We start from the raw sequence: 15,254 nt of genomic DNA on the forward strand, positions 1-15,254 counted from the left end.
AAACTATTTTAGAAGCCCCCTTCCTTCTATACTGATAGTACTTTCAGAGGAGGGGTTAAGCATGAGGACATTAGAGACGGATATTGTAGTATGCGGCGGAGGGCCTGCGGGAATCAATGCGGCACTGGCGGCCGGGAGAAGCGGAGCGAGGACTCTTCTAATTGAGCGCTATGGATTTCTTGGCGGCATGTCGACCGCAGCTCTGGTCTATCCATGGATGACCTTCCACACGATGGATGGCAAACAGGTTATAGCAGGAACTGCACAGGAAATTGTAGACCGCTTGATGGCGGAAGGTGCTTCCCCTGGTCACGTCCGCGATACGATAGGCTTTGTAAGGATGATTACGCCATTTGACCCGGAGGCATACAAAATTTTAATTGTCGATATGCTGCGCGAGGCGGGCGTTAAGGTACTGCTGCATAGCTTCATGGACGAGGTACAGGTCATAGATAGTCGAATAGAAACCGTAAGGCTAGCTACCAAATCTGGTAAATACGAGATTATGGCGAAGCAGTTCATCGATGCGACAGGAGACGCCGATCTTGCCTATCTATCCGGCGCTCCTTGCTTGCAAGGGCGTGAGAGCGACAATCTGACGCAGCCAATGACGATGAAATTTCGGATGAGAGGCGTTGATCTGGAGAAGGTCAAACGGTATATGATTGAGCATCCAGACGAGTTTTATAAAAGCACACCTTTCAATGAGCTGGAGGAACTGCCGCTAACCGGGGTATTAGGTTACTTCAAGCATTGGAAGGAAGCGGCATTGCCAATTAATAGAGATCAGGTGTTATTCTTCACTGGACCGGGAGCAGACGAGGTGCTCGTCAACACCACTCGTGTTCAAGGGCTGAATGGAACAGAACTAGAGGATTTGACGGAAGGAGAAGTGCAGGGAAGAAAACAGGTACGCATGGTAGCGGATTTCATGATCCGCAGCTTGCCAGGCTTCGAGAAGGCCTCGATCTCTTCCGTTGGCGCGCAAATTGGCATCCGCGAGAGTCGCAGAATAGACGGGCTCTATTCCTTGCAGGTTGAAGATGTTGTGAGTGGACGTGCGTTCGATGATTGCATTGCACGAAGCGGCTACCCTATTGATATTCATGATCCGTCAGGCAAAGGCGTACATGCCGCATGGGTACAAGGCGACGGGGCTTATGATATCCCTTACCGCTGCTTGCTGCCGAAGCAGATGGATAACCTGCTTGTAGCAGGGCGCTGTATTTCAACGACTCATGAGACGCTGGCAACAACCCGTCTGACACCAAGCTGCATGGCAACGGGTCAGGCTGCAGGCACAGCAGCAGCGATAGCTTGGGAGCAGGATATCTCTCCTAAGCAAGTGGACATCGGACAGCTGCAGGAGAGGTTAATGCGTAACGGGGCGCTGTTGCGGAGTGGTCAAACCGTCTAGCAAATGCCATTCGAATAGATTGAAGAATAAAGTTGAACATGCTAGACTTTTACAAGAGGTTACTCGTTCGGATTGGATGCAAGCTTTCTACCGAGTGAGGGGCCTTTTCTCTTGTTATAAGAGTATAGGATTGTGGCAACAAAATGATGGCGCTTGCATAAAAAAGGGGGTGGGGTTATGAAGTGGTACATTCCAATAAGGGTGAAATTTATCATTCTGTTCATCCTGCTCATTACCATTCCCTTCCTAATAAGCGGAATAAGCGCCTACTATAAATTTACCGAGCAGAATGAAAAAAACTCCAAGACCTATTCCATGCAAATTATGAATCAAGTAAAAATGAATTTGGAGAATACGATACAAGACGCGAACCGAATAACGGTCGCCCCGTTGTATAACGATGATGTTGTACAAATTCTAGAGAAGCATAGCTATGATGAACCGGGTGGGGAGAGGCTTATTCCGTCCTCAGAAATTACGGCGATGGCGCGAGTCGTATCCTCACTGACGTTAAATCAGCCTGGAATTAAGAGAATGATATTTTTTACACGAGACGGCATTATGTTCAGTGTTGAGGAGAACGTGACACAGCGCTACTGGATTAAGCAGGATAACAGTTGGATGCAAGAGGTGGAGGATGCGGAAGGAAGGCTTGTTATTATAGCTCCTCATGAGACGACCTATTACAAACGGACGGATCGGGTCATTTCAGCTGCCAGAGTGTTGAATCACCCCGCAACGGGCGATAGCATCGGAATCGTCAAACTTGATTTCAATATGAAGGAGCTTGAAGCGCTATTATCAGACGTATGGTTGAGCAACAATAGCCAATTTTATTTGACGAAGGAGAATGGAGATGTTCTCTTTCCTGATGAGCCGATTGCTTTTCCAGATACAGACCCTGGGAACGGAACAGTGGTCTGGAACGATCAAACTTATCTGTACACAACGCTGCATTCCAAATCAACGAAAGTGAATATTCATGGGCTTATCCCAATGGCTGATCTGCAGCAGGGCGGGAAGGAAATCGTTGGCTTCACGCTTCTAGTATCGCTCTTATCCCTAGTATTTGCATACTTGCTGGCTATCTTCGCATCAGAGAAGCTAGTGAGGCCGATCCGGTATCTGCAATCGCGAATGCGACAGGTACAAGGGGGTGCTTTTGCAGAACGTGCCGATCTAAGATTGATGAGCCGCGATGAGATTGGGGAATTGGCTGGGGGCTTTAATGTCATGGTAACGGAAGTGGAGAGGCTGGTCAAAGAGGTCTATGAGACGAAGCTCCGCGAACGGGAAGCTGAGCTGTCGGCCTTGCAAAGTCAGATTAATCCGCACTTTCTATACAATACGTTGGAGCTAGTCAGCATGCAGGCATTGAAGCTGAATAATCTTGAGATCAGCGACATCATGACAAGTTTGGGGAAAATGCTCAGGTATACGGTCGACAAGCAGGAGAGGCCGGTTCAATTGCAGGAGGAGATTCGCTTCGTTAATGCCTATTTGCAAATTCAGCTAGCAAGGCATGCCGATAGGCTGAGCTCGGAGATCTACATAGATCCGTCCTTTGAAGCCTGTCTTGTGCCCAAGCTGCTGCTGCAGCCGCTCGTTGAGAATGCACTGGAACACGGGATGGGCAGCAGCGGATTAACGGTCACGATCAGAGCAGCTGCTCTGGACCAGAATTTGCTTCTTACTGTACAAGATAATGGTATAGGCATGACTAGGCAGCGATTGCTGGAGGTGGAGCAGCAGATGCTCAGCAAGCCGGATCGAGACGGTACCCGTCCCAAATTTGGAGATACGCTGAAGGGCTATGCCATTAAAAATGTTCATCATCGCATCCAGCTGCTGTACGGTACGGAATACGGTTTGAGCGTAGAGAGCGAAGAGGGCTCGGGATCGACATGGATTATTCGGCTGCCAATACGATGGGGGGAATCGGAATGTACAACGTAATGTTGGTAGAAGATGAGAAGAAAATCCAAGAGGGGCTAAAAATAATGATCGAGGAGGTAATTGGCGGCTACAAAGTATGTGCAGAGGCGGAGCACGGCTATGCAGCGCTGGAGCTTCTCCGAGTGAAATCGGTAGACCTGCTTATTACCGATATTCGCATGCCGCAGATGAATGGAATTGAGCTATTGCAGCATGTTCGTGAGCTGTACCCCAGCCTCCCCGTGTTGATTATTAGCGGACATGAAGATTTCACCTATGCTAAGGCGGCCATGCGTTACAACGCGGCGGATTATATTCTGAAGCCCATAGATCGAATTGAGCTGTCCCAGTTTCTATTAAATTTAAAAGCGAGGCTGGATAGTGAAAATTCAGCTGTAACGACGGGGGAAGAAACAGCTCACGAGGATCAAACGATCCGAAGAGTCAAAGAGCTGGTCGTCTCTCGCCTAGATCAGGATGTCTCCCTTCTGTTTATCGCTGAACAAGTGCATCTTAACCATCAATATTTATCCACGCTCTTCAAAGTGAAGACCGGAATAAATTATTCGGAATATGTGACGGCTTGCCGGATGAACAAAGCCCGGGAGCTGCTCTCAAGCACGCATTTGAAAGTATACGAAATCGCCAATTTATGCGGTTATGCAAGCAGCAATCATTTTATGGCGATGTTCCGGCAGCATTGCGGAGTGAAGCCTACCGAATATAGAAAAAGACCGATTAGTTAACGTTGTAAGGATCGTAAGGAATCGCAGCATATCCTATGAATTCCGTAGCTTTTCTCGAAAACACGTTGTATTTTGCTGCTAGGATGACCTTGTATACTTATTGTGAAGCGCTTCCGATTAATGTGGAGTATGAATGTTGCGGCAACAATAATCCATTTCCAAGCTTAGGAGGTGGGCGTGTAAATCCAATTTATGGTAGCGCTTACAATTAGGTTGAGCAGATTTTCCAACGATATCGAGGAAGGGATTGATGAGGAATATGCTATGCAGAGTGAATAAGCTTATAGCATTATTAATCTCGATAATACTGGTCACAAGTTTGATAGAGGTAAGCGTCAATCAGGCTGGTGCCACAGCAAGCGGAATTCCGGCAGCCCCACTAACGATTGAGGGCTATCGCGCCAGCGGCAGTGACTCGAATATCCCGGCCTATGCTATTGACAGCGATATTCAGACAAGATGGTCGGCGTATGACGACGGGCAGTGGATCGAGCTGGATTTGGGATCGGAACAATTGGTCTCGTATTTGGGAATCGCGTTCTATCGGGGAGACAATCGGAGCAAAACGATTGACATTGAAGTGTCATCGAATCAGACCGATTGGACCCTTGTATATAGCGGCGAGAGCAGCGGCACGACAATTCAAGCAGAAGCCTTTGGCTTTGAGACAGTATCTGCCCGTTATGTAAGGGTTGTTGGGCGCGGAGCAAGTGAATGGACCAGCATTACGGAAATTCAGGTTTACCCTCCGCATCCGGATGGATTTGTGTTGCTCGAGCTGGTAATCCCACCAACGGGGCCAGATCCGAATGCCCCGGTACCAACGAAGGCAGGCTTATATAACCCGGACGGCACGCCGCTTGAGCCGCATGAGCCCATGGAGGTGAGCGGAGCTACGCTGAATGTCGTGAATTACGGCGCTGATCCTGCGAATAGCGGAACGGATGATGCGGTAGCGATTCGGGCAGCACTGGCAGCGGCAGAGCCGGGAGACGAGGTGTATCTTCCCAACGGACATTACCAGCTAACAAGCGCAGATATGGATGGAGTGACCCATTTCATATTGAAATCCGGGGTACAGGTGCGTGGTGAAAGCCAGGAAGGCGTTGTGTTAATGTCAGATCATGCTAATGGTCAAGGCGAATATGCAACGAATGAAGGAATCGTATTCCGAATTGCGGGACAACACAATATTAAGATCAGCCAGATGACTATAACGTCAAGCTGGAGCTTAGGCTACTCCTCGAGTACGACAGTCGCTAATCCGAATCGTGGAGGTCCTAAGCAGGTCATTATGGTTACCGCTGCTTCCGGCTCGCCGTCTTATAACGTTACACTGGATGGGCTGACGATCGAGAAGTATCAACGGATTGGTGTCGTCATTACGAGCAGTCATGATATCGTTGTGGAAAATTCACTGTTCCGTAATGCGACGGACTTGTCCGAGGGAGGGAATGGTTACGGCGTTTCCATTGAGGGCAAATCGAAGGAGAGCAGGCTCGGCAGAGAGGATGATTCCTTATTTAATGTCGTCCGCAACAATACCTTTGTCGGGCCTTATCTTCGTCATGGCACGATGGCCCATTCCTACACGCATAATAATCTCATTGCGGGCAACGAATACACGAGCATTGCATTAGACGCAATCGATTTTCACGGCGAGGATGAATATAGGAATGAGGTCCGGGACAACCATATTGTCGGTGGAGGTGAAGCGGGCATCGGTGTCGGCAATCCGGGCGCTACCCATGATGCTGCAGGTCCAGGCAATTATATTCATAGCAATCTCATCGAGAATGTGAGCCGCTATGGGATACAGGTGTATTTGGGTACTCCAGATACAATCATTGAGAACAATACGATTACTGGATTTACGAAAGCGAACAGTCAGGGCATACGCTTGAAAAATGCGCCGGGGACGATCGTGAAGGGCAATCAGATTATAAATAATACGGCCTCTGGCTTCTGGGGCATTATCGCCTTGAAAGACGATGGAAATCCTAGTGACGGAGGAAATGGAGCAGGTGTACCCGAAAATATAGTCATTCAAGACAACATCATTACGGGAAATGCGAATGGCGTATTGATTACTCATGGCACTAATATATGGCTGTCAGGCAATGACATTAGCGGCAATGCCGGTACGAATTATGAGAATCAGGTTGTTGTCGATGAGCAGCTTCCGGCTATTCAGGCAGTTAGTGTACAGTACAACGCTGTGCAAGCCCCTGCTGCTGACCGCTTGCGTGTCAAGGGAGGGGATGATAACGAATCGGCCAGAAGCTACCTGCAATTTGACCTTGATGGGATTGAAGGTGAGCTTGCTACCGCTTGGGTGTATGTATACGGTCAAGCGTTGGAGAGTCCCGTAGGTGGGTCGGGTGCAGACATTGCACTCTATGCGGTGGACGATAATGACTGGGATAGCAGTACCATCATGTGGAATGAATGCGAGTCCCCGCCAGAGCTTGGTCAAAAGCTTGATACTGCGCAGCTGCACCACAATGGTCAGGATGCTTGGTATGTATTCGATGCGACGATGTTTGTTCAAGATCAGCTGGATGGAGGCAGCATGATGTCGCTGGCTTTTGCCCAGGATGCTGATGACAGCGGTTATTTGGCAGAGCTGTACAATGGAGCAGACAGCAGCTATCATCCTTATCTGCGCATAGAGGCTTACCCTCCTGTGGAGCTTGCGACTGTCCAAGTAACGGCAAATCGTCTGCAGCTGGTGCCGGGCATGACGGCCCAATTGTCCGTTGTGGGTATGTACAATACGGGAGCGAACGCGAAGCTGGATGATGCGGAAATTTCATTCTCGAGTCTGACACCGGAACTTGCGTCCGTGAATGCAAGTGGTCTTGTTACCGCGCTGCAGCCTGGAGAAGCTATGTTGCAAACTGTGGTAGAGCTGGATGGCGTTGAACGCCAAGGCACGATTGTGGTTAACATCACTAATAATGTTGCGCTAACAGCACAGCTGTCAGTTGACTCTACACTCAGCACGAATGTGAAGGAGCGAGCTGTTGACGGAAGCTTGGATACCCGGTGGATATCGAGCGGTACTCAGACCCCTTATCTGAGGCTGGATTGGGAGAGTGCTCAAACGATCAGCCAGGTGAAGCTGTGGAGCGGGCATGCACCGGTTATCGGGTCAGCTAATTGGCATGTGAGAGATTTTGATCTGCAGATTTATGAGAATGGGGAATGGCTGACAATAGCCGAGGTTAGAGATAACGAACAAGACGCCTTTCTAGGGGAGTATACGACGGTAAATCTAGACACCCCGGTAACGACCTCTACCCTGCGCTTTTATTTTATCCGTCCGTCATGGGGCAATGGCAATGCCAACGATGGAACGGCTAGAATTATTGAGGTATTCGTTGGCTCAGCCAGCAATGAGGTTTCTTAAGCAATGAAGCAGAACCTGCCGCTGGACAAATATTGTTCGGGCAGGTTCTTTTTCTGAATAGGAACTCGAAATACAATAGTTTTTCTCGATTTCAAGTTGTTTTTTCTTATACTTAGCAATTCTATACTAAGTATAGAAAGCGATTACAAACATGGAGAGGGGTATACAGATGAAAAAGTATGGGTTAGTCTTGCTTACTTTAGTCTTGGTGCTTGGCTTGCTGAGCGCATGCGGGGGAAATGCGAATAGCAGCAATGCAAATAAGGGGAATACGAACGATTCATCAAGCGTGGATACGGTTGCCAAAACAGATGAGCCTGTTGAGCTGCATATGTCGGTTTGGGGCAGTGATGCTCAGGTTGCGCTGTATGATGAGCTCGCTTCGGAATATAACAAGCTTCATCCGAATGTAATCATCAAAACGACGGTCATCCCGTGGGCCGACTACCAGCAGAAGCTGGCGATTATGGCAGCGACCAAAACCTCGCCTGACATTGTATGGATATCTGAGCGCATGATTCCGCAATTCATGAATGCTGGCCAGCTGCTCGACGTTTCATCCTTGAAAGCGGATGCAGAATACGAATTCGAGGATCTATTGCCGTCTACCCTTACTGCGTTCGAGAAGGACGATAAGCTGTACGGCATTCCCTTCTCTACGCCGCCGCAGGTTATTTTCTACAACAAAACGTTATTTGAGACAAATGGGTTAAAGACACCGATGCAGCTGTATGAAGAGGGCAATTGGACGTACGATGAGCTGGTCAAAGCAGCTGAGGCGATCTCCAAGCCGCAGGAAGGTGTATACGGTGTGAAGTTTATCCAAAACTCGTCCAACTGGTCTGATAATTTGACTCCGCTAATATGGGCGATGGGCGGCGAAATTTTTAACGAGGATAAGTCGCAATTCGCTATGAACACGCCAGAGACGGCTAAAGCGATCAATCTATTTAAAGGGCTGTTGGATAAGAAAGCACATCCAAGCATTGGAGAGCAGCTGACGTTCGACACGGGCAAGCTTGGCATGGCCGTCGAGAACGTAACCCGTACAACGGCTTACCGCGATAAAGTGGATTTTGAATGGGATATTGCTCCGTTGCCGGCAGGGGACCATGGCCTTAGAGTACCGCTTGGCTTCGCAGGCTACTCGATCTTCAAAGATGCGGACAATCCGGAGGAAGCGCTGCAATACTTGAAATTTATTAGCAATAAGGAGAATGCAGCTAAGGTCGCTGAGTTTTTCGTACCGCAAAGACAGTCTGTGCTGTACTCCGATGAGTATTTGAATAAATTCGCATTCCCGACGGTAGAAACGATGAAGGTATCTGCATACGATCTGATGGCTGACAGCTCGATCCGGCCTTCCCATACGAATTGGGTCAAAATCGATGAGCAGGTAACGTTCAACATGGATGAGATTCTGCTCGGTACGAAGACAACCGAAGAAGCGCTGCAAGTGATGGAAGACAACATCAATCCATTACTCAAATAAGGGAAGATAACCTCCATAATAATAGAGCCTATGTGAGAGATTGCCCGTTCAATAGGCAATCTCTCATAGGATATGGAACAATGGCAATCTGAACACAATAGGAGGTGAGCGCGGATGGCCGGAGGGAAGCCTGCGGGTTTAACAAGCTTAAAATCAAAAGAGATGTGGATGGGCTATTTATTTATCCTCCCGATTTTAGTAGGCTACTTGCTTTTTTTGTTTGGCCCTATCGTGTATGCGTTCGTTATGAGCTTTACGAATTGGTCGTTATTCGGGGATACCACCTATATCGGTGCTGACAATTATGTGAAAGCCTTGAATCATGACCCTGTCTTCTGGGACACGATTGTAAACACTTTATATTTCTCGGCTGGTCTTGTTCCGCTGAATATCGTAATATCTCTTCTTCTCGCCATGCTGTTAAAAAGGAAAATATGGGGCATAGGATTGTTCCGGACTGCGATATTCACGCCGGTAGTCGTATCTCTTGTCGTATGGGGCATCGTCTGGAAGTTTATATTCTCTACCGACGGGGGATTAATCAATCTGCTCATCCGAATGTTCGGCGGGACGGAGATTGCTTGGCTCTTCTCGGAAGTTTGGACGATGCCAACGGTAATAATCGTTAGTACTCTAAAAGGTGTAGGTATGAACATGGTTATCTTTCTAGCTGCTTTGCACGATGTGCCTAAGGATTATTATGAGGCTTCCAGAATAGACGGCGCCTCGCGCTGGGCGACGTTCAAATCGATCACGCTGCCGCTGATTACACCAGCCGTGTTCATGACAACGATTATTACGGTCATTGGTTCACTGAAAGTGTTCGGACAAATATATGTCATGACGAATGGCGGCCCGGGAACGAGCACCTACGTCATGGTCTTCTATATTTTCAAACAAGCATTCCGCTCGTATGAATTCGGGTATGCATCTGCGCTGGCCTTTATTCTGTTCACCATTATTCTGCTTCTGACATTGGTTCAGTGGAAGCTGAGAAAGCGGTGGGTTCACTATGAACAATAAGACGTCCAATATACCTGCCTATCTGGTGCTTACGCTTATTTCCTTTATCGTGCTGTTTCCTTTCTTCTGGATGGTTAGCACATCCTTGAAGGCAGACTCCGAGGTTTTCCTATTCCCGCCTCAGTGGATTCCAAGTAGGCCGGAGTGGAACAATTATATCCGAGTATTCACGGAAATGCCGTTTTTCCGCTATTTCTTCAATAGCGTATATATTGCAGTGCTTGTTACGGCAGGCACCTGCTTCATCTCTGCACTGGCAGGCTATGCTTTTTCTAGACTGAACTTTCCTTTCAAAAATGCAATTTTTCTGTTTCTGCTTAGCGGAATGATGATTCCAACTGAGGTCACGACTATCCCCTTATTTACATGGCTGTCCAAGCTTGGGTTCATCGATACGCATTTCCCGTTGATTGTTCCGCCGATGCTTGGTGCGGGAGGGATGTTTGGCGTCTTCTTAGTTCGCCAGTTCCTCATTACGGTTCCAATTGAATTGGACGAGGCTGCCAAAGTGGATGGCAGTACACCGTGGCGGACCTTCCGCTCTATCATGCTTCCAATTGCTACACCGGCTTTGGCAACGGTAAGCATCTTTACATTCATGAACAGCTGGAATGAATTTTTTGAACCGCTTATTTATTTGAACACGAAGGAGCTGTTCACGCTTCCGATTGGGCTATCGCTGCTAACTACGGATATTGGGGTGGATTGGCCGCTGCTGCTGGCTGCTTCGACGATATCTACAGTCCCCATATTGGTCGTGTTCTTCCTCGCGCAGAACAAGTTTATCGAAGGCATTGCGAATACGGGATTGAAATAAGGAATAGTGGAAGGAATAGCGGAATGAAGAGCAGACTGCAGAGATGCAGTCTGTTTTGTTATGTTCACGTTGTGATTTCTTCAAGCAAAAGATTTTATAATAGCGAAGAGTGGTGCGATTTAGTATCTTTAGTTATAATTGCTTTCACTTAGAGGGTTATTGTTAAGCCAGAAAGGGGCGGGCTTATGATTAGATTTGGCATACCACGAAACAAGGGTACATTATTTACCCATCTAATCTTTTCATATACGATGTTGGCTGTAAAGGTGGAGGTTCGCGTTATAAGCCATAAACATCAGATTGAGCAAGCGGTTATTCTGCCTTTAGCTGCCTACATTCCCTATCACCAGACGGACGGAGATCAATCGAGCATATCCGCTTCGACAATATCGACGTGCTGGAGCATCATGAGCCGCAGGAGGATTATGCAATGAGCCCCTTAAGACGCTGGAAAGCGGTGACGAGCAATGGATTGAGACTCCGTAATCCATATCTTGAACCATGACAGAATAATCTGGTTGGACTTTTTTTTAGGAAAGAAGAGATTCATTATTGCTCAATGGCGGTACTTTAAGAAGTGTGGCTAAGGCATTGATGTGCGCGACAGGTCAAGAGGTTGTACAAATCGTACAGCAAACATTAGAATAAATAAATGTGCATAAAGCTGGCTGCGTCACAGCCAGCTTTGTACTGTTATTTTCACCCTGCGATAGCGCAGCTTTGACGGAACGGAGATGGAAAGGAACAGCTATGTTGAATATAAAAAATGTTTCAAGCGGTCTGACATCGGCGATTATGGCCTGCACCGGTGGCGCTGTGCTGATCGTTCAATGCGCCGATGCGTTAGGGCTTAGCAGATCTGAGGCGTTGTCTTGGCTGCTTGCGGTATACATCATTGGAGGCGCATTGAATTTACTGCTCATCCTCCGGTACAGAATACCGTTCGCAGGCTGTCATTCCATAACAGCTGCTGCTTTTCTAAGTGCTTCAGCGGTGCATTATCCGCTGAAGGAGCTTGCAGGCAGCTTCGTTATGGCTGGCGCCATTATTATTGTGCTTGGAGCTACTGGACTATTCGGCAAGCTTATGGGGCTGATCCCGAGGCCCATACTGGACGCTATGCTGGCAGGAATCGTGCTGCATTATGTAGTGGCTATCATTCCTTCGATCCAAGAGATGCCCCTAATTGGCCTAATCTCTTTGATTGGCTTCATTATCGTACCTAAATGGTTCAAAGCGATTCCGCCATTGCTCGGAATGCTGGTTTTTGGAATTATAGGTCTGCTGCTGTGGTATGACTTCCCCGCTGCTCAAGCAGCTGAATTCAGCATGCCGCAGGTGATTAGCCCGGTGTTCACGGCAGGCGGCTTGATTTCAATTTCAATTCCCATTGCGATACTGATCCTCAGCAATGATATTGCAGTCTCACTAGCTGCTCTAAAAAAGAACGGGTATGAGCCGCCAGTAAATAAAACGGTGATGATCTCGGGCTTGGGTACGCTGGTTGTTGGTTTCTTCGGGGGACATGCTGTCAATGTTGGGGGCATGATGACAGCCTTATGCAGCAGCGATGAGGCTGGAGAGAAGAAGAATCGAATCTGGGCAGGAGTCGTGTGCAGCGTGCTCGTTATTATATTCGGACTATTCGCTGGCGGCATGCTGGTGCTGATTAATAGGCTGCCTTCTGCGTTTATTGTCATGCTAACGGGCTTCTCGCTAGCCGGTGTGCTGATTAGTAATTTGCAAGCGGTGTTCTCACAATCCTCTTACCGCTATTGCTCTTTATTCACCTTTATTATTGCCATTGCCAATGTATCGTTCCTCGGTATTTCTTCTCCCGTCTGGTCACTGCTGGTTGGCTGTCTGATTGCCAAAGTGCTGAAGGAAGGCGAGCCGGTCAAGCCAGAGACAGCTGGTATGTAAAAGAGCCGACGTATCCTGCAAGCACATTGCTAAGCAGGTTAATAAGACCTTGAGGCCTGACATCCTCAAGGTCTTATTGCTGCTGCATAAGGGATTGTTCTGCTCATTTCCGCTTTGTTCTATTGTAAGAAGGTGATGCTGCTCGAGATCCTTTTGAGGATTTTTTGTTTTTACTATTTGTTTTCTCACTAGGTAGGCTCGATAGGAATGCTTTTGGGCCAAGTAACGAACCTGCCATCTTGATCATAGGCTGCATCTGTTGGAAGAAGCTTAAGAACTTCTGGGCACTGCCCATCATGGACATAATGCCGTCCAGCCCGTTCAATCTATTGGGCATAGGCATAGGATTCTCATTGACGGGTGTGGCTTGAGAATATTCCGGTAGGCTGGAATCATTCGTGGCTTCACTTTCAGTAGGAAGAATCGCTTTAGTACGTGCTTTGTATGTTCGTTTCACTTCTCGACCACTTTCCTTTTCTTCATATTATTCTTGGTATATTATGCACAGCTGCTATTCTATGACTGGATATTTGTCACCGAGACTTTTAATCTACTGGATTGGCCTTTTATGTGAATAGGGGGTCATTGAATCATCTCGAAGGTTAAATATTCCATGAAAGAAGATAAAAATGTACATGGACGATTTCCTAAATGCTGGATATCATTGATAATGAATATCAATATCAAAATAAGAAAATAGAGGAGATGCCGTAAATGGCGAAGGAGCATCACGCAGAGGCGCATGAAGCCCAAGTAATTGCGTCTTCGCAATATGAAGAAGTTAAGCGGCGCGTATTTCGCCAGTTAGCGGAAGCACTTATGTACGAAGGTATAGTCCAGCATAGTGAACGTCCAATAACCGGGCAGCGCACCGAATTCACGATAAGAGGATGGAATGATCAAGGCAAGGCAGTGAGGTACGTTTGCCAAGGCGAGCGTAAGCTGAGCTTCGGAAGATTCCGATTGACAGAAGATCCTATTCATAGAAGAGAGGGAAATGACGAATATGAAGCTCGGGACCTAGCTGTATTCCTGAGCGAGACCATGGCTATCTATGATGAGCCTCCAGCTAATCTCAGCTCATTCATTCATGAGGTTGAGCACACGTTAGTTAAGGATGCATGGTCTCGTTATCATCAACACGAGCACAAGGAATTAAACAACAGGACGTATGCAGAGCTTGAAGGTGATGTAGGCGAGGGTCACCCTTATCATCCTTGCTATAAATCTAGAATAGGCTTCGATCTGGTGGACAATGCAGCCTATGGACCTGAATTTCATCCCGGGCTGAAGCTCATCTGGATTGCTGTAAGCCAAGAACTGGCTTCTCTATCATCGTCATCGGCAATGGACCATCATGATTTCATTCAGCAGGAGCTCGGAGAAGAAACGTACAGCCGGTTCAAAAAAACGATGAAGCGCAGAGGACATGTGTTGGTCGATTTCGTGCTTATTCCCGTCCACCCTTGGCAATGGAGGGAGAAGATCATTACGCTGTTTCAGCGGTATTTGGCAGATGGGCGGATGGTCTATCTAGGTGAGGGAGAAGATGAATACTCGCCGCAGCAGTCTATCCGTACGTTGTCCAACCGGACATACGAACAGAAGTCCAACGTGAAGCTATCGCTCGGGATTCTGAATACGTCGTCTATAAGGACTATTTTGCCCCGACATACACGCAATGGCCCTATCGTATCTGCGAAGCTGGCAACGCTGCTTGCAGGAGACCGATATTTGCGAAATGAGCTTGGACTTATCATGCTGGGGGAAGTTCACGGCATCTCGTTCAATTATGAACGGCTGCCCGGGCCCATTCGGCCAAGCGGATTGGGTATGTTAGGCGCTTTATGGCGGGAGAGCATCTCCACCTATTTGAAGCCGAATGAAGAAGCGGTGCCCTATACAGCCATTTGCCATCTGACTCCAGAAGGAATGCCTTATATCGCCGCTTGGATAGCACGTTATGGCATGGAGAATTGGATAAGTAAGCTGCTGGAGGTAACGGTTCTTCCTCTCATCCATCTGATGTACGCCCATGGAGTAGCAGTGGAATCGCATGGCCAGAACCTGGTGCTAATCCATGAGCAGGGCATTCCCAAACGATTGGCGGTTCGGGATTTCTCCGGCGGGGTGCTGCTGTTCAATAGGGTGAACGCGGACCCTTCCACACTGCCTGAGACAGATAAGCCCATTGAGGTTCGTGACGTCGTCCATAATTCATTGTTTTTCGTTAATTTGGCGGAGGCTGCAATGTTTCTAGAGAAATATTACGGTCATAGTGAATATGCATTCTGGGATGCGGCTGCGAATACGATTCACGATTATCAGCAGCGCTGGCCCGAGCTTACAGAATCCTTCCACTTCTATGATTTGTTCGAGGAATTCGTAGAAGTCGGACAGCTCGCTAGGCGGAGGCTGATGGGCCCGGGATGTGAGAGAGATCATCGCATTCCTAATGTACTATATGCTTTTTCCAAAAAGTAGGGGGA

At 47.9% G+C, this 15,254-nt stretch carries 11 protein-coding genes; 10 read left to right on the forward strand and 1 reads right to left on the reverse strand.

Translation table 11 applies throughout. The annotated features are described in order from the left end of the window. The first annotated feature begins 61 nt into the window (after positions 1-61). The 9 genes from AC6ESP_RS16745 to AC6ESP_RS16785 all read left to right on the forward strand — a co-directional run bounded on the left by AC6ESP_RS16745 (position 62) and on the right by AC6ESP_RS16785 (position 12,765). A complete protein-coding gene (locus AC6ESP_RS16745) occupies positions 62-1,417 on the forward strand; it encodes an FAD-dependent oxidoreductase (RefSeq protein WP_497097869.1) in 1,356 nt (451 codons plus the stop codon). Between the two features lie 177 nt (positions 1,418-1,594). Beyond that, positions 1,595-3,373 carry a cache domain-containing sensor histidine kinase gene (locus tag AC6ESP_RS16750; protein ID WP_497097870.1) on the forward strand — a complete coding sequence of 593 codons (1,779 nt, stop codon included), beginning with the start codon at positions 1,595-1,597 and terminating at the stop codon, positions 3,371-3,373. Continuing rightward, complete coding sequence (locus tag AC6ESP_RS16755) at positions 3,361-4,098, forward strand: response regulator transcription factor (protein ID WP_497097871.1); 738 nt, start codon at positions 3,361-3,363, stop codon at positions 4,096-4,098. Before AC6ESP_RS16750 ends, AC6ESP_RS16755 begins: the two co-directional genes overlap by 13 nt. 271 nt (positions 4,099-4,369) lie before the next feature. Then, positions 4,370-7,510 carry a galactose-binding domain-containing protein gene (locus tag AC6ESP_RS16760; protein WP_497097872.1) on the forward strand — a complete coding sequence of 1,047 codons (3,141 nt, stop codon included), beginning with the start codon at positions 4,370-4,372 and terminating at the stop codon, positions 7,508-7,510. A 169-nt stretch (positions 7,511-7,679) separates the two neighbouring features. Then, entirely contained in the window at positions 7,680-9,002 is a 1,323-nt protein-coding gene (locus AC6ESP_RS16765) for an ABC transporter substrate-binding protein (protein WP_497097873.1), read from the forward strand. A 114-nt stretch (positions 9,003-9,116) separates the two neighbouring features. Further along, on the forward strand, positions 9,117-10,025 hold the full coding sequence (locus AC6ESP_RS16770; RefSeq protein ID WP_497097874.1) for a carbohydrate ABC transporter permease: 909 nt from the start codon (positions 9,117-9,119) through the stop codon (positions 10,023-10,025). Further along, positions 10,015-10,842: a carbohydrate ABC transporter permease gene (locus tag AC6ESP_RS16775; protein WP_497097875.1), complete on the forward strand. Its 828-nt coding sequence runs from the start codon at positions 10,015-10,017 to the stop codon at positions 10,840-10,842. Before AC6ESP_RS16770 ends, AC6ESP_RS16775 begins: the two co-directional genes overlap by 11 nt. Before the next feature lie 251 nt (positions 10,843-11,093). Further along, positions 11,094-11,276, forward strand: coding sequence for a hypothetical protein (locus AC6ESP_RS16780; protein WP_497097876.1), 183 nt, complete (start codon positions 11,094-11,096; stop codon positions 11,274-11,276). Between the two features lie 316 nt (positions 11,277-11,592). Continuing rightward, positions 11,593-12,765: a benzoate/H(+) symporter BenE family transporter gene (locus AC6ESP_RS16785; RefSeq protein WP_497097877.1), complete on the forward strand. Its 1,173-nt coding sequence runs from the start codon at positions 11,593-11,595 to the stop codon at positions 12,763-12,765. 103 nt (positions 12,766-12,868) lie between these two features. Here the strand turns inward: AC6ESP_RS16785 and AC6ESP_RS16790 are convergent, their stop codons facing one another. Continuing rightward, positions 12,869-13,222, reverse strand: a complete 354-nt coding sequence (locus AC6ESP_RS16790; protein WP_497097878.1) for a hypothetical protein — start codon at positions 13,220-13,222, stop codon at positions 12,869-12,871. Positions 13,223-13,479: 257 nt separating this feature from the next. Here AC6ESP_RS16790 and AC6ESP_RS16795 point away from each other — a divergent pair, with 257 nt between their 5' ends. Continuing rightward, positions 13,480-15,249 carry an IucA/IucC family protein gene (locus AC6ESP_RS16795; protein ID WP_497097879.1) on the forward strand — a complete coding sequence of 590 codons (1,770 nt, stop codon included), beginning with the start codon at positions 13,480-13,482 and terminating at the stop codon, positions 15,247-15,249. The last annotated feature ends 5 nt before the right edge of the window (positions 15,250-15,254 follow it).

This window comes from Paenibacillus xinjiangensis (assembly GCF_059686975.1).